The 21,689-nt window shown below is 39.7% G+C and carries 20 protein-coding genes and 3 pseudogenes; 8 read left to right on the top strand and 15 right to left on the bottom strand.

Annotated features, from left to right (window positions below):
* Window positions 1–251 precede the first annotated feature (251 nt).
* Window positions 252–2,134, top strand: a pseudogene (locus P4S61_RS11525) (EAL domain-containing protein).
* Window positions 2,135–2,189: 55 nt separating this feature from the next.
* Here P4S61_RS11525 and trmB read toward each other — a convergent pair.
* From trmB to mpl, 5 genes are read right to left on the bottom strand one after another with little or no spacing between them, the layout of a single operon-like run.
* Entirely contained in the window at window positions 2,190–2,870 is a 681-nt protein-coding gene (gene trmB / locus P4S61_RS11520; protein WP_145235108.1) for a tRNA (guanine(46)-N(7))-methyltransferase TrmB, read from the bottom strand.
* Window positions 2,870–3,637, bottom strand: a complete 768-nt coding sequence (locus P4S61_RS11515; RefSeq protein ID WP_145235106.1) for an ABC transporter permease — start codon at window positions 3,635–3,637, stop codon at window positions 2,870–2,872. Before P4S61_RS11515 ends, trmB begins: the two co-directional genes overlap by 1 nt.
* On the bottom strand, window positions 3,638–4,570 hold the full coding sequence (locus P4S61_RS11510) for an ABC transporter ATP-binding protein (RefSeq protein ID WP_145235104.1): 933 nt from the start codon (window positions 4,568–4,570) through the stop codon (window positions 3,638–3,640). It lies immediately after the preceding gene.
* Entirely contained in the window at window positions 4,567–5,190 is a 624-nt protein-coding gene (locus P4S61_RS11505; RefSeq protein ID WP_145235103.1) for a flavin prenyltransferase UbiX, read from the bottom strand. Before P4S61_RS11505 ends, P4S61_RS11510 begins: the two co-directional genes overlap by 4 nt.
* A 12-nt stretch (window positions 5,191–5,202) precedes the next feature.
* A complete protein-coding gene (gene mpl / locus P4S61_RS11500; RefSeq protein WP_145235101.1) occupies window positions 5,203–6,558 on the bottom strand; it encodes a UDP-N-acetylmuramate:L-alanyl-gamma-D-glutamyl-meso-diaminopimelate ligase in 1,356 nt (451 codons plus the stop codon).
* A 590-nt stretch (window positions 6,559–7,148) separates the two neighbouring features.
* On the opposite strand from mpl, the gene P4S61_RS11495 reads away from it, so the two are divergent.
* Window positions 7,149–10,061 carry a TonB-dependent receptor domain-containing protein gene (locus P4S61_RS11495; protein WP_337118297.1) on the top strand — a complete coding sequence of 971 codons (2,913 nt, stop codon included), beginning with the start codon at window positions 7,149–7,151 and terminating at the stop codon, window positions 10,059–10,061.
* An 80-nt stretch (window positions 10,062–10,141) separates the two neighbouring features.
* On the opposite strand, the gene P4S61_RS11490 is transcribed toward P4S61_RS11495, so the two are convergent.
* Genes P4S61_RS11490 through folB form a run of 3 tightly spaced genes read right to left on the bottom strand, consistent with a single transcriptional unit; the run spans window position 10,142 to window position 11,785 of the window.
* A complete protein-coding gene (locus P4S61_RS11490) occupies window positions 10,142–10,942 on the bottom strand; it encodes an undecaprenyl-diphosphate phosphatase (protein ID WP_145235097.1) in 801 nt (266 codons plus the stop codon).
* Window positions 10,939–11,427, bottom strand: a complete 489-nt coding sequence (gene folK / locus P4S61_RS11485) for a 2-amino-4-hydroxy-6-hydroxymethyldihydropteridine diphosphokinase (RefSeq protein ID WP_145235095.1) — start codon at window positions 11,425–11,427, stop codon at window positions 10,939–10,941. Before folK ends, P4S61_RS11490 begins: the two co-directional genes overlap by 4 nt.
* Window position 11,428: 1 nt before the next feature.
* Window positions 11,429–11,785, bottom strand: a complete 357-nt coding sequence (gene folB, locus P4S61_RS11480; protein WP_145235093.1) for a dihydroneopterin aldolase — start codon at window positions 11,783–11,785, stop codon at window positions 11,429–11,431.
* A 269-nt stretch (window positions 11,786–12,054) separates the two neighbouring features.
* Here folB and plsY point away from each other — a divergent pair, with 269 nt between their 5' ends.
* Window positions 12,055–12,669, top strand: a complete 615-nt coding sequence (gene plsY, locus P4S61_RS11475) for a glycerol-3-phosphate 1-O-acyltransferase PlsY (RefSeq protein ID WP_145235091.1) — start codon at window positions 12,055–12,057, stop codon at window positions 12,667–12,669.
* Window positions 12,670–12,671: 2 nt separating this feature from the next.
* Here plsY and tsaD read toward each other — a convergent pair whose 3' ends face one another.
* The 3 genes and pseudogenes from tsaD to P4S61_RS11460 form a co-directional block, all read right to left on the bottom strand.
* Window positions 12,672–13,685 carry a tRNA (adenosine(37)-N6)-threonylcarbamoyltransferase complex transferase subunit TsaD gene (tsaD, locus tag P4S61_RS11470; protein ID WP_337118296.1) on the bottom strand — a complete coding sequence of 338 codons (1,014 nt, stop codon included), beginning with the start codon at window positions 13,683–13,685 and terminating at the stop codon, window positions 12,672–12,674.
* Window positions 13,686–13,757: 72 nt separating this feature from the next.
* Complete coding sequence (locus P4S61_RS11465; protein ID WP_145235087.1) at window positions 13,758–14,348, bottom strand: YjaG family protein; 591 nt, start codon at window positions 14,346–14,348, stop codon at window positions 13,758–13,760.
* Window positions 14,341–14,698 (bottom strand): annotated as a pseudogene (locus P4S61_RS11460) (putative signal transducing protein). Before P4S61_RS11460 ends, P4S61_RS11465 begins: the two are co-directional and overlap by 8 nt.
* A 76-nt stretch (window positions 14,699–14,774) precedes the next feature.
* Here P4S61_RS11460 and P4S61_RS11455 point away from each other — a divergent pair.
* From P4S61_RS11455 to P4S61_RS11440, 4 genes are all read left to right on the top strand, one after another.
* Window positions 14,775–15,182, top strand: coding sequence for a DUF2721 domain-containing protein (locus tag P4S61_RS11455; protein ID WP_145235083.1), 408 nt, complete (start codon window positions 14,775–14,777; stop codon window positions 15,180–15,182).
* Window positions 15,183–15,232: 50 nt separating this feature from the next.
* Entirely contained in the window at window positions 15,233–16,756 is a 1,524-nt protein-coding gene (locus P4S61_RS11450) for a DUF3369 domain-containing protein (protein WP_145235080.1), read from the top strand.
* Between the two features lie 120 nt (window positions 16,757–16,876).
* Complete coding sequence (locus P4S61_RS11445) at window positions 16,877–17,764, top strand: LysR family transcriptional regulator (protein WP_337118295.1); 888 nt, start codon at window positions 16,877–16,879, stop codon at window positions 17,762–17,764.
* A gap of 118 nt (window positions 17,765–17,882) precedes the next feature.
* Window positions 17,883–18,503 (top strand): 2OG-Fe(II) oxygenase, encoded by a 621-nt coding sequence (locus P4S61_RS11440; protein ID WP_145235076.1) that lies wholly within the window; start codon window positions 17,883–17,885, stop codon window positions 18,501–18,503.
* A gap of 2 nt (window positions 18,504–18,505) precedes the next feature.
* On the opposite strand, the pseudogene ubiA reads toward P4S61_RS11440, so the two are convergent.
* Both ubiA and P4S61_RS11430 read right to left on the bottom strand, forming a co-directional pair.
* Window positions 18,506–19,385, bottom strand: a pseudogene (gene ubiA / locus P4S61_RS11435) (4-hydroxybenzoate octaprenyltransferase).
* Window positions 19,382–19,927, bottom strand: coding sequence for a chorismate--pyruvate lyase family protein (locus tag P4S61_RS11430; RefSeq protein ID WP_145235072.1), 546 nt, complete (start codon window positions 19,925–19,927; stop codon window positions 19,382–19,384). Before P4S61_RS11430 ends, ubiA begins: the two are co-directional and overlap by 4 nt.
* Before the next feature lie 154 nt (window positions 19,928–20,081).
* Between P4S61_RS11430 and P4S61_RS11425 the strand changes: the two genes are divergently transcribed.
* Window positions 20,082–20,489: a flagellar basal body-associated protein FliL gene (locus tag P4S61_RS11425; RefSeq protein ID WP_145235070.1), complete on the top strand. Its 408-nt coding sequence runs from the start codon at window positions 20,082–20,084 to the stop codon at window positions 20,487–20,489.
* A 21-nt stretch (window positions 20,490–20,510) separates the two neighbouring features.
* Here the strand turns inward: P4S61_RS11425 and glpG are convergent, their stop codons facing one another.
* Together glpG and glpE are read right to left on the bottom strand one after the other, a co-directional pair.
* On the bottom strand, window positions 20,511–21,332 hold the full coding sequence (glpG, locus tag P4S61_RS11420; protein ID WP_182731773.1) for a rhomboid family intramembrane serine protease GlpG: 822 nt from the start codon (window positions 21,330–21,332) through the stop codon (window positions 20,511–20,513).
* Window positions 21,329–21,646 (bottom strand): thiosulfate sulfurtransferase GlpE, encoded by a 318-nt coding sequence (gene glpE, locus P4S61_RS11415; protein ID WP_145235068.1) that lies wholly within the window; start codon window positions 21,644–21,646, stop codon window positions 21,329–21,331. The genes glpG and glpE overlap by 4 nt, the downstream gene beginning before the upstream one ends.
* Window positions 21,647–21,689 lie beyond the last annotated feature (43 nt).

Genomic DNA, 21,689 nt, shown 5'->3' with positions numbered 1-21,689 from the left:
TTTGTTTAGCTGAAGATCCATATCAATGAACTCCATCGCTAATAACGCCAAAACTACAATGATTCTATGAAATGCGTTAACTTTACTGTAATAGAATAGAAATGTCTCGTATAAAGCCACAAAAGTAGCCAATTGCATGACAAATTAATGATAAGTTGATTAATATTTATCATTAATTTGGCTAACTATATTTTTATAGGCGATACAGCCTTTTTTTGTATAATAGAAGGGCTAATAAATCAAGGAAGAGCATGATAAATACAAATTTACGGACAAATTGGATAATCGCGGGTTTCATACTGTTTTTTATCAGTTTATTAAGCTACATCTATTACACCTACAACAGCACCCGTAACGATATTATGCACAGCGTCGATACTCGATTACTCAATGCCGCATTAAGTGTCAAGCATATACTTGGTGATGACTATCATCAAAAAATCAATGCAGGCCAATATATATCATCAACCGAATACCAACAAAAAAGTCGGCAACTTTCAGAGTTTGCTAATGCGTTAAATATCGCTTATGTGTACGCCATGATATTAAAAGACGGTAATGTACATTTTAGTGCATCGAGTTACACTCAAAACGATCAAAATACCGGTAGAATCACCCAATTACTCGATCTTTACCCTGAAGCAACTGCCGCTAATATTGGCGCATTTTATTCAACAGAGCCGGTGTTTGAAATATCAAAAGATCAATGGGGACATTTTAAAACAATTTTTGTCCCTTTCGTTGATGCCAATGGAGTCACCTACTTAACAGGGGCCGATATCACCATATACGATCTCAATCAGCGATTAGCGCAAAGTGTATCTAAAGCTGCGGGCATGGCCATTTTTTCTTTTTTATTGCTCTGTTGGTAGCCGGTATTTATGTGTATTTATTGAAACGTGCAATTTCAACCGATACCAGTAGTGGCTTTGCCAATCATATTGCACTTGAATATTATATTAAAAACTCCCCTAATCATCATCTGCAACTTGCTGTTATTTGGGTAAATGAAGTTGAAGATATAAGCAGTTTTTATGGTACTGAAGTAGGCGACCGCGTTATGAAAAACTTGTTGCAGCACTTCAAAAAGCGCCGCCCTGCGGGTAGTCAGATGTTTCGTCTAACGACCAACAAAATAGTCCTCATCGCTCCTTTGGGTAAAGATAATGCAGGTTTTCTCGAGGTGATCCAAGCCTATAATTGCAGTACCCCATTACTTACCGACCCTTTTATATACATCACCTTGTGCGCAGGCATCGCCAGTGGCAATAAATCAATGTTACTTGAAAATGCCCATATTGCCGCATTACAAGCCAAGCAGGGACGCCACACTGTGGTCAATTACTCCAGCGCACTACATGATGTAAAAAACCAATATCAGTATAATGTAGCAATGGCAAAAGAAGTACGTGAAGCATTTGAGAACAACAGAATTGTGCCTTATTTTCAGGCAATTTATGATAATGAAACGAATGCCATTATTCAGTATGAATGTTTGGCTAGAATGATCACCTGCCATGGTGAAATTCTTAAACCAGAATCGTTCTTAGATGTCGTTAATCGCTCTCGCATGGATGGCATGCTCACCCGCACTATGCTCACACAATGCTTTGCACGATTTAGAAAAACCAGTACGTGCTGGAGCATCAATATTACAGCCCAAGATATGCTTGATCCAAGCCTTGCTGAATTTTTGGAAAACGAATTTAAACGCTATCCACTACCGAGTAATATTACCTTAGAACTATTGGAAACCGAAGCTATCGCAAATTTTTCTGAAGTAAAAGCATTTATAACCATGGTTAAAAATCGTGGTATACGGGTAATAATTGATGATTTTGGTACAGGTTATTCGAATATCTCTAATGTACTAAAATTAGAAGTAGATGGTATTAAGCTTGATGGTAGTTTGATCAGACAGATCATTCACGATAAAGACATTTATCTATATGTTGAGCATATTGCCAACTTTGCAAAGCAACTCAACTTACAGCTAATTGCTGAGCATGTAGAGAGTAAACCTATCGCCAACGCGCTTAAAAAAGCAAATGTGACGCTAATGCAAGGCAATTACTTTGCCGAGCCTGTGCCACATATTACTGCAAATAAAAATCAACCGTATCCAATCTCTTAACCTGAACTCAGGTTAAGAGATATACGAAAACATTAACTTATAAAACACTTAATTTTTATTTCGAGCCAGCATTTAAATTAATCACTAAACGGTGACTTTGTTGACCACTTGCCCAATATTTACGTTCAAATGGCGTAACTGCCAGGTCATTTTGATAAAGTTCGACTGTGCAGTCGTGTCCGGTGAGCTTCAGTGCTTGAGCAAACTCTTTAACATAAATATCCCAATTGCTGCGAACTTCTAACAGCCCACCTAATTTAACGATAAATGGAAAAATAGCAGCGCCATGCCAGCGACGTTGAATATGCTTCGCTTTTGGCCACGGATTTGGATACAGCAAATAATGATGTGTGGGTTGCCAATTAGCCGCCACTGCGAGTCGCCAAAAGTCATTTAAATCGGCTTGCACTAAAATGTACTGACCTGAATCGGTTTGTTTATATTCAATATCATGCTTATCCAAACGATGCGATGACTTATCAATTCCTATAACTAACGCATCAGGGTGGCGTTTAGCTAAATTAGCCGTGCTTTCACCTACCCCACAACACGAATCTAAAATAATGGGCCCATTAAAAGCCTGCACTTTTTCATTTACTTGATCAAACGCCGTTTGCGTATGAGCTGCAATGGGTTTTTTAAACTGGGCAGTTAAATGCTTATTAACTATATCATCCAGCTTTTCATGTAAGCCTTGTTGATTCGATACAATACTTCGTGAATTTGCATCACTCATTAGTGTCTTAACCCCACACCTTTTTTAATTAACGTTAAAGCTAATATAAATAAGGCTGTAATAAATAATAACAACACGCCAAATGCGACAGTTAAATCAACATCCGACACGCCTAAGAAACCATACCTAAAGGCATTAACCATATAAATAATTGGATTAACCTGCGATACGCCTTGCCAAAACTCTGGCAATAAAGTGATTGAGTAAAACACACCACCTAGATAGGTCAATGGCGTTAAAATAAAGGTCGGAATTATACTGATATCGTCAAAGCTATTAGCATAAATAGCATTGATCAAACCGCCTAAAGCAAATACCGCAGAAGTTAAAATTACTGTCGCGATGATCACAAAAATATTATGGATTTGAATATCAACAAATAATAACGACACACACGTAACAATTAATCCTACCAGCATGCCACGGGTCATGCCGCCACCCATATAGCCAAGCACAATAATATAATTAGGCACGGGTGCAACTAACAGCTCTTCAATGCTTTTTTGAAACTTGGTTGAATAAAAGCTTGATGCCACATTAGAATACGAATTAGTGATCACCGACATCATGATAAGACCCGGTACAATAAACTCCATATAACTAAAGCCCCCCATATCACCAATACGAGAGCCTATAAGATTACCGAAAATCACAAAGTACAAACTCATAGTGATTGCCGGCGGCACGAGTGTTTGTACCCAGATACGCAAAAATCGAATGCACTCTTTAAACCATAAACTCTTTAAGGCTACGCCATATTTAAACATCTACTTGCCCCGCCCTTGCTCTAGTAAACCTACAAACAACTCTTCTAATCGATTAGCTTTATTACGCATGCTAAGCACGGTATTGCCCTGCTCGGTTAATGCTGTAAATACTGCATTCAAGCCCTGTGATTTGGCTACTTCAACCTCAATAGTATGATCATCAGCCATAGTAAACTTATAACCATCAAGCGTAACGGTAACTGGCTGGACAGGCTGTTTTAAATCAAGAATAAAGGTTTCTTTATCTAGTTTGGCAAGCAGTGCTTTAATGGTGGTGTTTTCAACGATAATGCCGGAATCAATAATCGCGATATTTTTACACAGCAGTTCGGCTTCTTCTAAGTAATGGGTGGTGAGAATAATCGTCACCCCCTGCTCATTAATTTGTCTTAAAAAATCCCACATCGAACGGCGTAATTCAATATCAACACCGGCGGTTGGCTCATCTAAAATTAGCAGTTTTGGTTCATGCATTAACGCGCGAGCAATCATTAAACGACGTTTCATACCGCCTGATAGTGTTCGTGCTTGTTTGTCTTTCTTTTCAAGTAAACCTAATTGCGCTAAATATTTATCCGCTCGTTGATGCGCCACCTTACGGGGAACTCCGTAATAACCCGCTTGATTTACCAGTATTTGCGTCAACGTCTCAAACTGGCTAAAGTTAAACTCTTGTGGCACTAAGCCTAGTTGTGATTTAGCGGCTTCTAAATCTGAATCTATGTTGTGACCAAACACCTCTACTAAGCCTTTGGTTTTATTAACCAATGATGAGATTACCCCAATGGTAGTTGACTTACCCGCGCCATTTGGGCCTAACAAGGCAAAAAAATCACCTTCATATACTTTTAGATCAACGCCTTTAACGGCTTCAACACCATTTTTATATACCTTGGTCAGGCCTTCAATATTCAAAGCCAATGCTTTACTCATGATTTACCCTCCCCATAACCCCAACGTTTAGTTAGTGTGTGTGCAATATTTAAATGATCTAAAATACGTGCAACCATAAAATCAACTAAGTCATTAATAGTTTGCGGTTGATGATAAAACCCTGGTGCAGCTGGCATAATTGTTACCCCGAGCTTTGCGAGCTTTAGCATGTTTTCTAAATGGATTTCACTAAATGGCGTTTCTCGTGGCACTAAAATTAACTGACCACGCTCTTTAATCACGACATCAGCGGCGCGCTCTAATAAATTATCAGAGGCCCCCATCGCTATTGCAGAGACAGAGCCTGCACTACACGGGCACACGACCATTTTTTTCGGCGCTGCAGAGCCAGATGCCACAGGGCTAAACCAGTTATCTTTACCAAATACTTGTAACTGTCCTGGCTGTGCTTTAAATAAGCTACTTAATTGTTCGGTGGCTTTATCTTCATTGGCTGATAATTTAATGTTTGATTCAGTATCTAGCACTACACGCGCCGCGCTTGAGATCAATACATACACGCGAAACTGCTGCGCGAGCAATACTTCAAGTAATCGTAAGCCATATGGCGCGCCTGACGCACCACTAAAGGCCAGCGTTATGGTTTCTTTATATTGCACTGTCGCTCCGGTTTATTGCTGGATAAATTTATGCTGCAAAGCTGTTATCAATGTGTCGTGGAGGCCATTAAAGCCACCATTACTCATGATTAAAATATGTTGCTGCGGTTGCGCTTGGGAGACTACTTGTTCAACGATCTCATCTGTATTACTCAAGCATAACATACCAGCCTGTTTGGCCTGCTCACTTAATGACCAGGTTAAATTATCTGGCTCGAATAAATACACATCATCAGCATCAGCTAATGACGCCAATAACGTATGTTGATGTACACCCATTTTCATAGTGTTTGAGCGCGGCTCTAATATCGCAATAATTTTTTCATTGCCTACTTTTGCACGCAACCCAGCAAGCGTTGTAGTGATAGCTGTTGGGTGATGAGCAAAGTCGTCATACACTTTAATATTGGCAATATCGGCTTTTAGCTCCATCCTACGTTTAGGACTAATAAATTCCCCTAACCCTGCAATGCTATGTTCAATTGCAATCCCGACATGGCGCGCGGCAGCAATAGCCATAATAGCGTTTTTAACATTGTGCTCACCAAACGCTTGCCATTTTACTGAGCCTTGGTATTCATCATTGAGTAACACTGCAAATTCACTGCCATCGGCATTAATCAGCTCATATCCCCAATCAGCGCCCAGTGTTTCACTTTCGCTCCAACAACCTTGGTTAATCACATCTTGCACAGCATCGTCTTGTTGTGGCCAAATAACTTTGCCGCTACTTGGTAGTGTACGCATCAAATGATGAAATTGTTTTTTAATAGCGTTTAAATCTTCAAAAATATCAGCATGATCAAATTCAAGATTGTTTAAAATCAGTGTGCGCGGTAAGTAATGAACAAACTTACTGCGTTTATCAAAAAATGCAGTGTCGTATTCATCAGCTTCAATAACAAAAAAAGGCGTTTCGCCAACCCGTGCCGACAAACCAAAATTTTGCACGATACCACCGATCAAGAATCCTGGCTTTAAACCCGCAAATTCTAAAATCCATGCCAGCATACTTGCAGTGGTGGTTTTACCATGAGTTCCAGCAACCGCCAGTACCCAGGAGTTTTGTAATAAATTATGCTTTAACCATTCAGGGCCGGAAGTATACGCTAAGCCCTTGTCCAATACATATTCAACACATGGGTTACCACGACTCATTGCATTGCCAATAATCACCATATCTGGTGCAGGTTCTAACTGAGAAACATCATAGCCTTGGGTTAATTTAATACCAAGCTCTTCAAGTTGCGTGCTCATTGGCGGATATACGTTTAGATCCGAGCCCGTGACTGTATGGCCTAGCGACTTAGCTATCGCTGCAATACCACCCATAAAGGTGCCGCAAATGCCTAAAATATGAATATGCATATTATTCCTTTGCCGCCACACATAGCTTACGCAGCACTAAAAAATAGATAATAGATGAGGTGCCATAATGCCAAAAATAGCGTTCAGTTACCATTGCCATCTAACACAACACTTGTGCTAAATGACAACGAATAAGTATATAAGTTAAATAGTTCCCTTACTTATGCCTAACCGCTCAAGTATTGCGCGACACTTTTTAAACAAAATTAACTTTAAAGCTCATTTTACAAACAAAATAATTGATAGTTAATTGCAAAATAGTTAATGAGCAAGATAACTCAATGTTATGAAAATACTAAAAACAAAAAACGTAAAGCTATGAATACAAATAATATAATTTAAAATCAAGATGATACCAACAAATACCCATAATAAAAACAAAAAACACTTTTTAGCAACAAAAGACATATTTGCCCCACAAAAGACTCTATTTGGGTACTGTGATAAAACATCGCACTAAATTACATTTGGTTACATTGAAAGGCATATATTTAACCTCAAAGTTAATATGGCTAACAATGTAAGTCCTTTGTGAATTCCATCAAGTTAAATTACCCACAGGGTAAACCTTGTCGAAATTAAAAGGTGTTATGTTGAAAAAATTAAATCTTATTACAGCTGCAATTAATGCAGTATTAATTACTGGTACTGTTGGTGCTGCCAATGCATTTGCACAAGAAGCAACTGACGTAAAACCTGTCGAGCGCATTCAAGTAACAGGTTCGAAAATAAAGCGATTCAACCTTACTTCACCGACACCAGTTACGGTGATCAGTGGCGTTGAGATGGAAAACGCCGGCATTACTAACGTTAATGATTTATTAGCTGAGCTACCGCAAGCAACGGTTGGCCTATCTCCGGAAACCACTACTAGCTTTATTTATGCATCAGGATTAAACACCACCGATTTACGTGGTTTAGGGTCTGAGCGCACACTGGTATTAGTAAATGGTCGCCGCTTTGTCGCAGGTTCAGTAGGCAGCACTGCGGTAGATTTAAATAATATTCCAACAACTCTGATCGAACGAGTAGAAATCGCCACAGGCGGTGCAGCAGCAGTATATGGTGCCGACGCTGTAGCAGGTGTCGTGAACATCATCACAAAAAAATCATTTGATGGCATTGAAATTGATGCATCTACGATTCGTCCAGAACAAAGCGGTGGCGAGCAAAACTTTTTCTCTATCACCGGTGGTATGGAAGGTGACAAGCTATCGTTTGTAACGTCTCTTAACTACTCAAAAACAGATAGCTATAACAAGTTAAGTCGTGATTTTTACCGTAATCCTGTAACTTCATACGCAAATCCAGCCAATAAATCTGGTACCGATGGTATTCCTGAGCGCGTTATATTAGGTAAGCAAAGTACCCTTGGCTATTACTCTGAAGGCGGTGACTTTTTCAGTAAAACAGGCTCGCTAACTGACGATCATTACAACAACCATCACTGGGCATTTGATAATAGCGGTAACGTACAAGCATTTGATTATGGTCTAGGTCGCGTAGAAAACTCTGGTGTGCCTAACGCATCAGCTAATAACCGTTATTACGCAGATGCTAATAACCCAGGCGATGGTGTTTTTAGTCATGGTTACAAAAGCTATTTTCAAACTCCATTAGAGCGCGCTATTTTATCAACGTATGGTACATACGAAATTAATGACGACCATGCTGCAACATTTGATTTTACTTGGTCTGACTCAAAAGCAACTACTGAAAGCTCGCCAGCTTTCTTTGCTCACACGATTCGTCGTGATAATGCCTTTATCCGCGATGATATGGCTAAGATTATGGATGCTAACGGGTTAGATAAAGTTACTTTGCGCCAAGCTAACGAAAATCTATGGGGTGATCGCGCCTATCAACAAGATCGTTCGGTGATCCGTGCATCTCTTGGTTTTGAAGGCATTTTAAACGATGACTGGGGCTACAGCACCTATGTGCAGTATGGCCGTATCGAACAAGATACCTTATGGCGCGGTGAAGTATTAGAGCAAAATTTAGTCAATGCAATAGATGCTGTAGAACTTAATGGCCAAATCGTGTGTGCAGTTCGTGATGCCGATGGTAATGTCACAGGTGAACGTGAAGGGTGTGTTGCTTTTAACCCTATGGGCGCACAAAGTGCTTCTCAAGCACAGCTTAATTATATAGCAACGAATGCTACGCGTACTGCCAAACAAGACCAGCTAGTTTTTGCTGCAACATTTGATGGTTTATTATTTGAATTACCAGCAGGTGCTGTCGCTGCCGCATTTACCGTTGAACATCGCCGAGAAAGCGCCGAGACTCATCCTGATCACGCAATGCAAAATGGCCTTATTTTTGGGAACTCAAGCTTGCCAATGAAAGGTGATATCGATGTAAATGAATTCTCAACAGAGATCTCAGTGCCATTGCTTGTAGATCATTTTTTAGCAACTGACTTAACCTTTGAAACTGCGTACCGTTATATGGATTACTCGGTTACTGGTGGTGATGATGCGTGGAAGTTATCATTAAACTGGGGCGTTACAGACGAAGTACGTGTGCGTTTAAATCGTTCAAAATCAGTACGTGCACCAAGCCTAAGTGACTTATTTACGCCAAGCTCACAAACGTTTAATTCAGGCCGTAAAGACCCATGTCGTGCTGATGAAATTACCAGCTCAGGTAGCGAATATAAAGCAAATGTAATCGCTAACTGTCAAGCGGACGGTTTAGCTGAAGGTTGGATGCCAACTGCCGATTGGCAAGCCGCTGGTAGCCTGCCAGGTTTTGTACAAGGTAACCAAGCACTAAAAAACGAAACATCAAACGATTACACTATAGGCTTGATCTACACTCCTGAATTTATTGAAGGCTTAGATTTAACTCTTGATTACTGGTCATTTGAAATTGAAGGTGCGATTCAATACTTTGGACGTGATAGCGTAGAACTATGTTATGAGTCATCATCGCTAGACAACCCATTTTGCTCAAACTTCGTACGAAATAAAGAAACGGGCGACATCATTAACTATTATGAGCGTCCAATTAATGCTTCTATCATCGCCAAAAAAGGCCTAGATATTGAAACAGCTTACCGCACAGAATTAGGGAATGGTGATTTAGCAATTAAACTTACTGCAACTTACCTAGAAGAAGACAGTGAAAACCCAACCGGTCGTACGGCAGATTTCCGCTCAAATGTAGGTGAAATGGCAGATCCTCGCTGGAAAGGTCGCTTTAACGCAATCTACTCACATGATGATTCAAGTTACATTTTAACGGCTAATTACCGCCATAGTAGTGTAGAAAGTAATGAATGGAACATTGAAGATAATAACTACAATGATATCCCGTCTTACACAACGTTCGATTTTATGTACAAAACTTATCTATTAGATGAATTACAAGTACGTATTGGTGTAAACAATATCCTAGACCGTGCGCCACCTCGTAATCCATTCACTTATGATAATGGTGAGTTCTTTGACGTTAAAGGTCGTCGCTTATCGATGGGTGCAAAATACACTTTCTAATTGAAGGGTATATTGGCTTATAAAAAACGCCTTAGCTCATTGAGCTAAGGCGTTTTTATTTATCTTTAATAAACGCAGTGCTACATCATCAAAAATACAATTAAACCTACGCCCAATAATAATCGATAGATAACAAATGGCATCATCCCCATACGTTCAATTATTTTTAAGAACAGGAAAATACACGCATACGCAGAGATAAACGATAAACCGGCACCTAAAATTAACGTTGTCCAATCAACTACATGATCCCCTAATGCCAGCTCAATGGTGTAATACAAGCCCATCATTGAGATCACTGGAATTGCGAGTAAAAATGAAAAACGCGCAGCGCTTTGTTTATTCATCCCCAGCATTAAACCGGCGGTCATAGTAATACCCGAGCGTGACGTACCAGGGATCATCGCCATCGCTTGCGCCATACCGATCATCAGTGCTGATTTCCAAGTTAATTGATAAATTGTTTTAGTTTGCTTACCTTTTACGTCGGCATACCAAAGTAATAAGCCAAACAAAATAGTGGTGATTGCAATTACCCACGCACTGCGTAAATAGAGCTCGATTAAGTCTTTAAAAATTAAACCCAGTACAGCGGCTGGTATAGTGCCTAAAATAATCCACCAGCCAAGTTTACTATCATCTGTTGCACCTTGTGCACCAAATGATTTAAACCATGCCGCAAGTATTTCTACCACTTCTTTGCGGAAATAAATCACCACCGCAATCAAGGTACCAACGTGCACCGCAACATCGAAGGCAAGGCCTTGATCTTGCCAACCAAGAATTTGTGAAGGGAGAATGAGATGAGCTGAGCTTGAAATAGGTAAAAACTCAGTTAATCCCTGGATCAGGGCTAAAACAATAATTTCGATAATACTCATGGGTTAGTAAACTCCACCTTCCATAGTTTTTGCTTAGGGTTGTTGTAAGTATTCCACAACTGGGCAATTGTTTGCTTTGCTGTAGGATGATAAAAATCGGGGGCTATTTCTGCCAATGGCTGCAGGACAAAGGCATTTTTGGTGATTTCATCACGGGGTAACTGTGCAGGAGAATCACACACTACATCATCGTAAAACAGTAAATCTAGATCGAGTGTACGCGGGCTAAATTTTTTATCGTTATTTGTACGACCATTCTCTCGTTCAATCTGTTTGAGTAACTGACATAACTGGGGAAGCGGTATCTGTGTTTGTGCACCAATGACTGAGTTGTAAAAATTATTACCTGCAAAGCCAACTGCTTCGCTTTCAAAGACACTGGAATGCTCGAATTCTACAAGGTGTGCTTTTAGGGCGATTAACGCTTGGCGGATATAATGTTCTTTATCAACATTAGAGCCAAGGCTAATATAAATTTGCGCCATCTTAACGTGCCTTGAGTCGGGTAATTTCAACACCTACAGTGCGTGCTTGCGCGACGGCTGCGGGTTTACTAACTCGAATGGTAACCTGTGTTGTAGCAAACTCGGTTAAAATGATAGCCGCTAGTTGCTCTACTAAGGTCTCCAATAACTCAACAGGCTTTGCTGTCGTGTGCGCGATTACTCTCTCACTTACCTTTGCGTAATCAAGTGCTAAGGCAATGTCATCGGTTTTTGCTGCGGGTTTAATATCACACAGCATCTCGATATCAAAATACAAACTCTGTTTAGTTTCTTTTTCAAAATCGTACACGCCTATGATAGTGTCAACATGTAGTTGCGATATAAAAACCTTATCCATAACTGCTCCAACTGGCAAAAACTTAAAACTCATTGACTTGAGTCTACATCGGCTATAATTTGCATTTATAGCCTTTATACACTTTAACTGTGTTTTATTATGTAAAAATTACCCATACAATAGCCTATAGGTACATCATGTAAAAATTACCCATATGATATAAGCGTATAGATACATTATGTATCTGCTATTTGAACCACGAAAAGTATGAATGCAATTTTTGCGGCCAATGATAGCCGAAAAACTGCGATTAAAAAATAAGGAAGCGCGTGATAGCCGTTTTAATGTTAGTTTTAGCCTATTTACTCGGGTCGATTTCATCAGCCATTTTAGTGTCTCGGCTATTTAAACTACCCGATCCTCGCAGCAATGGCTCAAACAACCCTGGCGCAACTAATGTTTATCGTCTTGGTGGCGCTGTTCCAGCCTGCTTAGTCTTAGTGTTTGATATTCTCAAAGGGACTATTCCTGTCTGGGGCGCTTATTTTTTACAACTTGAACCACTAATGCTGGGATTGATAGGGGTTGCTGCGTGTTTAGGACATATGTTTCCGGTATTCTTTCACTTTAAAGGCGGTAAAGCAGTTGCAACTGCATTTGGAACATTGCTACCCATTGGCTTGTTGTTAGGCGGGTTATTAATTTCAACCTGGGTGGCTGTTGTTGCTATTACACGCTATTCGTCACTTGGGGCATTAGTTGCCGTTTCTTTAGCGCCATTATACACTTGGTGGATCAAACCGCTTTATACCTTACCAGTAACATTTTTAACTATTTTGATTATCTTTCGCCACCACGCCAATATTAAACGTTTATTTAGTGGCAAAGAACCTAAAATTGGTGACAAAAAAACGCCACCAACTAAAGATGATAACAATACTTAAATTTAAATAGCCTCTAAACTATCTATCGGCCAACGTGGTTTCGTTTTCATATCAAGGCTGGCAAACTGCCCAGCCTTTAAGCGCTGCATACCCGCATAGGCGATCATGGCACCATTGTCAGTACAAAACTCTGTGCGCGGATAATAAACCTGTCCTTTCATGCCTTGCATTACACGCTCTAGTTGCGCACGTAGCTGTATATTGGCGCTTACACCACCGGCAATTACTAAGCGATTTATACCCGTTTGCTTTAAAGCACGCTTACATTTAATAACTAATGTATCAATAACTGCGGTTTGAAACGCATGAGCGATATCGGCTTTGGTTTGCTGATCATCGTCATTATTACGAATAGTAATTGCAGCCGCCGTTTTCAAGCCGCTAAAACTAAAGTCAAGGCCCGGTTTATCTGTCATTGGTCGTGGGAAAATAAAGCGCTTAGGAACACCTTGCTCAGCAAGTTTAGCTAACCGTGGCCCACCAGGGTAATCTAAACCAAGTAACTTAGCTGTTTTATCAAATGCTTCGCCTGCAGCATCATCTACCGATTCACCCAATACTTCATACTGACCAATCCCAGCGACTTTAACCATCATGGTGTGTCCACCTGATACGAGTAAAGCAATAAACGGAAATTCAGGCACGTTTTCTTCAAGCATTGGCGCCAGTAGATGGCCCTCCATATGATGAACAGCCACTGCTGGAATATTCCACCCATAGGCAAGTGAGCGTCCAATTGAAGTACCCACTAATAATGCTCCCACCAGTCCTGGGCCTGCAGTGTAAGCAATGCCATCGATATCTTCAGGTCTGCAACCGGCCTGTGCAAAAGCAGCATCGATTAATGGCAAGGTTTTACGAACATGATCTCGAGATGCAAGTTCAGGCACTACACCGCCATAATCTGCATGCACTTTTACTTGGCTATAGAGTTGATGAGCAAGTAGACCTTGTTCATCATCATAGATTGCAATTCCCGTTTCATCACACGACGATTCAATGCCTAAAATTCGCACTGCAGTTTTCTCCCATGCCCTTTGGCACTTTTAAATTCTTAAAATAAATCTCTTAATCAGAGTTTTGGTTACTTAAAGTGTAATACCAATGTTTGTTTGTCCATCAGCGATAGCATGTTGCTTTAACGCTTTCACATTTTCAGCTGTTACTCTGCCCATCTGCTCAACAAAATCAATTAACTCGCCTAACACTTCAATTTCGTATTGCATTAACGGATGTTCACGTACCGCTGTATTATCAGCCAGCTCACCTTCAACCGTTAATTGATATTCAATAAAACGCGCAACAGTCGCCTGAGAGATTTTACTAATGCTGATAAATTCTTGCTCATCTTTGGCAATTAAACCATGCATTAAACCTAATAAGGCAGTGGCGGCATCTATAGCAGGATAAGTACCGAACATATCAAAATCAGCGAGTTCTGGAACATTAGGCTCTATTTTCTCAATTTGCTTTTCAAGGCTTATTTTACTTTTCGGCAGTAAGATTTTTTCCCAACACAAATTAAGTGCACTGCGTAAAATAGCTTCGTCACCAAATCCTGTTGCTTCACTAAATAAACCATAATTAGGTAGCATGCGTTCAATTAATGCTGCTGCCAATACCGCTTGCTGCAAATAGTTAAGCTCTCTTATACGCTGAAAATTATTCGCTTTAGTCATTATTTGGTGTCCTACAAGACCAACAAATTTCAAATGTTGGCCCATTATGCTCATTACAGTTGGGGCATACCCAATCAGGAGCGGATTGTTGTACTTGAGTGTAGTTTACCAATATTTGCCGCGCCTGGCGCTCTTTAATCACAAAAACCTGCACTCTCACTTGAGTTTGATCTCAAAGGTATTTCGCCAGCAGCTCCTTGCAAGGACTCACCAAGTAACTGGCACTCAATATTGCTGTTGAGTAATAACCCTTTGACAATGTTTGCCTCTACCGCATTTGCAGCGCAATAGATTGTTAACCATTGAAATGGTGTTTGCTCTGTATTGTTGTTATTTATTCTATTTTGCAATGACAACCTCTTTTACTTTGCGATTAAATTACCCTAAGCTACTCTAAGCGAAGTAATTGTTATATAGGAAATAATCATGACCCTCACAACACCTGGACTGCTGTTCCCTGCAATCTCTTTGTTGTTATTAGCATATACCAACCGGTTTTTAGTGCTAGCACAATTAATTCGTGAACTTAACGCCCGCGAAGGAGAGACTATTCGACCATTAGTCGTTGCGCAAATAACTAACTTGAGAAAACGCATTAGACTCATTAGAACCATGCAAGTCTATGGCGTTGCATCTTTTTTAATGTGTACACTTTCAATGTTTGCATTATTTATCGAGTTTAAAACCACTGGCGTAATTTTATTTGGTATTAGCCTAGCCTGCCTTGCTCTATCGTTGTTAACCTCTTTATATGAAATACATATTTCATGTGACGCAATTGAAATTGAACTTAAAAACATTGAAAAAAAACCACTGAGCAACAAGGCAGACTAAAAAACAAGCACTATACTATTTAGGAGAATGATAAAACTAAAGGTGTAAATGTGAACGACTTTTTATTTTCAGAAAATGCCATTGAAGAGTCAGAAACTCAGTCACCACAGGCGTTTTGGAATATTCTCGTGGTCGATGATGAAGATGATATTCACCAAGTCACTAAGCTTGTGTTATCAGGATTTACTTTTGAAGATAAAGCCTTATGTTTGCACCATGCTTACTCAGCGCAAGCCGCAAAAGAATTATTACAACAAGATCTCGATTTTTCGGTTGGCCTAATTGATGTAGTCATGGAAACTAGCCATGCGGGTTTAGACCTAATAAAATTTATCCGTGATGATATCAATAACCACGACATCCGCCTTATTCTTCGAACAGGTCAACCTGGCGAAGCCCCTGAAGAAGCTGTGATACGTGAATACGACATTAACGATTACAAAAATAAAACTGAGCTGACGGCAATAAAAATGAAAACATTATTGTATTCAGCTCTGCGTTCACATCGTGATATTCAAATTATTGAGCGTCATAGAAAAGGTCTTGAAAAAATAATCAACGCTTCTAGCTCATTTTTAAAATGTGATAGTGTCCATGAATTTGCATCAACAATTTTATCCCATGTAACCAATGTTATGGGCTTAGATGACACTGAAATTTATTGTGCAGCAGCTGTTAACCAACAAACATCTCCTGCCACTGATTTTAAGCTACTGGCAGCCTCTGGTGTTGAGCCTGAACCTAATGCCAATATGATCCCCGAAGATGTAAAGCAATTATTTGTTGAGGCACACAATCGCAAATCATCCCAAAAAACCATGCATGACTACATTGGCTATTTTCCAACTCAGGCAGGCCTCGAAACAATGCTGTATGTACGTAAAGGCTCGTTATTAGGAACCACCGATTATCAACTTTTGGAGTTTTTTGCCAACAATATTGCTCTGGCTTACGATAACCTGAAATTACGCGAAATGATGAAGGATTCGCAAAAAGAGCTATCATATATTCTCGGTGAAGCCGTTGAAAAACGTTCAAAAGAAACCGGTTCACATGTTAAAAGAGTTGCGCACTATAGTGAACTGTTAGGTAAGTTATATGGCTTAAATAACTTTGAGTGTGAAGTGATAAAACTCGCCTCACCCTTACACGATATTGGAAAAATAAGTATTCCAGATCATATTCTCAATAAACCCGGTAAGCTGGATGATCAAGAGTGGGCCATTATGCAAACTCACGCCGAAGTTGGTTATGATATTCTGAAGAGTTCGAATAATGAAATCTTAAAGTGTGGTTCAATCATTGCGTATACACATCATGAAAAATGGGACGGCTCTGGCTACCCAAATCAACTTGCAGGTAAAGATATTCATATTGTTGGCCGTATTACAGCTCTAGCGGATGTTTTTGATGCCCTTGGCAGTGATCGTTGCTACAAAAAAGCTTGGCCACTTGAAGAGGTGCTCGATTTGCTCAAGGAGCAGAGTGGCAAACAGTTTGAACCTAAACTTGTGGACATATTTCTTAACAATTTAGCACTTTTTTTGGAGATAAAAGAGCGTTACCCTAACTGATAGTTGTAAAAATTATGTGAAATACACTTTTCAAATTGGGTACAATGGATTACTATCCATTAAATTAATATCAATTATGTTCGCCAGTAGTGCGGCTTACTTATACAAAGGACTATAAAAGTGAGATTTGAACAATTAGAGCAATTTGTGGCTTTAGGTCAGCTACGACATTTTCGCCAAGCGGCCGAAACAACCAAAATTAGCACCTCAGCATTGACTCGCAGCATTCAAACCTTAGAGGACGAAGTTGGCTATGAATTAGTTAAACGCTCGACCCGCTCAGTGAAACTAACAACTGAAGGTGAGCTGTTTTTAGAGTACGCACAAGACACTTTAAGCAAGCTCGAAGAAACTAAAAAGCGTTTATTCCAATCAATTAATGGCTGCGCCAATGAGAAATTGGTAATTGGCTATACCAATCATGCAAGTGCAATAGTGCCTATTTCATGTGGCCAATTTCTAGCACAATACCCTCATGTAAAAATTGAAATGCAACTACAAGAACAAAGTGAGTTGGTGCGTAAGCTACAGTTAGGTGAAATTGATATTAGCGTTTGTTCGCAAGCAGTTAATAGTATTGGCAATGACATACACTTACCTGATCAACTTATTTTATTCGTTGCAAAAAGTCATCCTCTTGCGAATAAGAACAATCTTTGCAAACAAGATTTAAAAGATTACCCTATGTATAGTTGTTTTTCACAATCAAAACAAATTCAAGCTATGCTGAATGAGGCTGTCGATAGTTTGAACAAGAGCAGCAGTATAAAAGTTGGCAGTATTGAGCAAGTAATGGACGGGTTGTGTAAATCAAACCATGTTGCAATTAGCAGTATTGAACATGCAAGTTCGGTCGCAGAGAATAATAATCTGCTCCAGTTAAAAACCAATAAGAACTTAGCTCATGAGCAATTGATTGTACAAACCAGCCAGCAAGTTACTGCTGACGACCCAATAAACCAGCTCCTGTCATTAATAGAAAAGACAGCGTTATCAATTAATTCTTAAGTAACAGCATGAAAACCAAGCCTAAAGCAGAACTCTGGCTTGGTTTCTAAATCTTCAGTAGTACCTTTGCATCATTTTAAGCTAAACTACGCGCCTTCCCTGCTATATAGTACAATTAATGAGCCTTAACCTGATCCCTGGACGTTATTTAACTGACATAGAAACTCATGGCTACGCCGTGATCGAAAATATGTTTGATGAAACACTGACTAACGCGTTGATAGAAGATTGTTATTGTATCAACCCCAATTTTAAATCAGCAGGAATTGGCCGTCAGCAGGATTTACAAATAGACAAGAGTATACGCACCGACAAGACCTTTTGGTTTGATGGTAGTAGCCAAGCTCAAATTGATTATCAAAATGCGCTAGAAGATATTAGAGTAAACTTGAATCGTTATTTCTTTTTGGGTTTATTTGATTATGAGTGTCACTATGCGAAATACCAGCATGGCGACTTTTATAAAAAGCATTACGACGCATTTAAAGGGCGATCGAACCGTGTATTTACTACTGTATTTTACTTAAATACAGTGCAATCTGGTGGTGAGTTAGTGATTTACAAACCTAAAAGTAAAGACGTTGAAATCACTATTCAGCCTAAAGCTGGTACGTTCGTAATGTTTGAAAGCGAACGCTTTATGCATGAAGTACTGCCGACAATTGATAATCGCTATTCAGTTGCGGGTTGGTTTAGGAAAAACACTTCAATCAGTGGTGTCATTGATCCACCTCGCTAACACTATAGATTAAATGGCAAGGACGCCACTAAGCCAATAAAAACGACCATACCGACATAATGGTTATTTAAAAAAGCTTTAAAACAATGCTCTCTATTACGACTATGAATTAGAAATTGTTGGTAAACCAAAAAGCCACATGCCACACATAGACCAAGCCAATACGGCATTGCTAATTGACTCGTATAACCAATTAAAGCCAACAAACCTATAAATACACCATTTAGCGCAAAAATAATGATTCGATCGGCACTACCAAACAATATCGCTGTAGACTTTACGCCAATTTTCAAATCATCATCTCTCGTCTACCATGGCATACATAGTATCGTATGCCGTAGTCCACGCAATATTAGCGATAAATAACAACCAGCCAAGCAGTGGGATAGTACCTGTTGCAGCCATAAAAGCCATCGGAATAGCCCAACCAAAAGCTGCACCAAGCACTATTTGCGGTAAATTAGTGTAACGTTTCATAAATGGGTAGCTAAATGCCAATAGCAATGCCCCGACTGACAATAATATGGTTTGCCAACTGAGTAACAACACCAGTATGAAAGCAATTATGATAAGCAACAAAAATAAGCTTAATGCTTCGCCACTACTCACCAAGCCAGAAGCTAAGGGTCTTTGTGCTGTGCGTTTTACCGCGCCATCAATTTTACGATCAGCGTAATCATTAATAACACAACCTGCGCTGCGCATAACAAATACACCAAAGCTAAATACCACAAAATTAAGTAGGCTTGGCATACCATCACTTGCAAGCCACAATGCCCAATATGTAGGCCACAATAGCAATAAAGTACCGATAGGCTTATCGGTGCGCATTAACTGCTTATAATACGGTATATGAGCAATGTGCAAGGCGGCAAATTTCATAGATATAGATAAGCCTCTGGTAAAAATATTTCAGCTACTAAAAAACGGCTTTGCGCCAACGAAAAAATACTGCGACGCCCCCACAAGGGTTTTACAACTACAGAGTATTGGCTAACAAGTTGCTGTACTGGGTGCTGACAATCAAAACGCGCTATTTCAATTTCGGTACGTTTTAAGTCCGGATGTTGAAAAATAACATCACCTAAAGGCCGATTACCCAGTGCCAATAGTTGCTGTTGTTGCATATCATCGGTGGCAGGCAGCCAGCTTTGTGCGTATACCATAGGGATGCCATCACAAAGCAACAAAACCTCACGATTAATACCAATACGTTGTGAACAATCTAATAATTGTTGTTGTGAAATACTCAATTCAAACTCTTTCTCACTAAGCACTTTTACAGAGAATTCAACACACTGTGTTTTTAATTTAGCCGTCAGTGAGTTGGGCTCAAGTAGCCAGTCTTGCTCGTTACAAGACAAAGAATTGATTGATGTACCTAACTGCCAATCCGCAGTTACAGAAACAGGAAATGTGATCACGATAACTCTATTTAATAATAACCCTTTAAATGATACCACTGCCCGCGTCGGGGAAAAAGTGATGATTAATGAATATAATAGCTGCATCAGCCTGTATCTTAGCCATTATTACGTATAGACTAATAACAATTAATTACAGGGCTCTCTACTGAATATGAAAAAAACGCTTTACGCTGGCATATTAATTAGCACTTTCTTTATTAGCTTGTTTAGCAGCTTTGCAAGCAAAGCTGAATCAACTGTGGGCTACTTTGGTTTCGAACCCGATATCATTACCAACTATATTGGTCAGAGTAATAAAAAGTTAGGTTATGTGCGTATTACTGTAGATTTAATGCTCAGTGATATGTCAAACATTGCTATTGTTGAGCATCACACCCCGTTACTTAGAGATGCATTGGTAGAAATTTTATCAAAAGAGCCTGAAGAAAAAATTAAATCACTCACCGGCCGTGAAGAGATCAGAAAGCGTTGTGCCGAAAAACTCAAAACCCTGTTAAAACAAGAAACAGGGCAAGAGATCATTCGCGAAGTATTATTTACTAAATATTTATATCACTAAGTACTTATATAACTGAGTATCTTAAGCTGTTTTTTTAGTAAACAATTGAGCGGTAAACGCGTAAGCCATACCGCTTAATAGCCCACCTAAGTGCGCCCAGTTAGCCATACTTACAAACAACATGTCAGCAAAGCCTAGTACCAGCCAAATCAGCATAAAACCAATAATACCATTAGTTACTAAAGCCGGTTGTTGCGGGTTCAATGCCCGATGGATCCAACAAAACCCAAGTAAACCATAAACAACGCCACTTAAGCCGCCAAAGTTAGGGCCAACCATAATAAACTCAGCCCAATTACTAAATAGCGCGGTCACTAAAAAAAGACCTACTAAAGTACTTTTACCACTGAGCTTTTCAATACCATCGCCTAGCATGATCCACCACATAATATTAAACACTAAGTGCACAGCAGTAAAATGCACAATTGCAGGTGTAAGCCAAGTTAATGGTTGATCGGGTTTAAACTGTAATACGCTATAAATTGACTCAAAGCCACCGAGTAAGAAGGCAATGTAAATACCTACACATAATAAAGTGACCGTTTGGTTTAACCAGCTCAATGACTTAAAGCGTGCTTTTAAATTTAATTCTTGGCCTTGATAGCTCAACGGTGACTGCGTACTTCCTACTTGCCAAGATGCCTCTTGATAACGGGCATGATTGGGGTTTTCTACAAACGCTTGCCATAATGGCTGAGCTTGATGGAAATGCTCTGGGGCAACACAAATAATTACCGTTTTTCCATCTTGCGATCGAAGCTCGCCCTGTAAGCCTTGGCTTTTTATATAATCAATAAAGCCTTGTGCTGCACGTGGATTATTTATACTACCCAGTTCGATCATCGTTCCACTTGCTCCGGCAATTGGGTTTCCCACTGGGTAAAACCACCATCCATACTGTATACATCTTCAAAGCCTTGCTCAGCTAAGTAGCTGGCTGCGCCTTGTGAGCTCATACCATGATAACAAACAATAATAATTGGCTGATCAAACTCTTTGTTCATCATAAATTCGCCAATATTGGCATTTGATAAATGCTCTGAACCCGGAATATGCCCTGCTTGATACGAATTAGGATCGCGAATATCAGCAATCACGACATCATCTTTATTAAGTAGTGCTTGAGTTTCGGTAATTGAAATATGCTTAAATGCCATAGTACTCTCTTATAATTACAAAAAAGGCGACAAATGCCGCCTT

Source organism: Pseudoalteromonas sp. B160 (genome assembly GCF_037162485.1).
Classification (GTDB): domain Bacteria; phylum Pseudomonadota; class Gammaproteobacteria; order Enterobacterales; family Alteromonadaceae; genus Pseudoalteromonas; species Pseudoalteromonas rhizosphaerae.
Note: the sequence above shows the minus strand (reverse complement) of the source record. Positions and strands in the feature narration are given on the sequence as shown.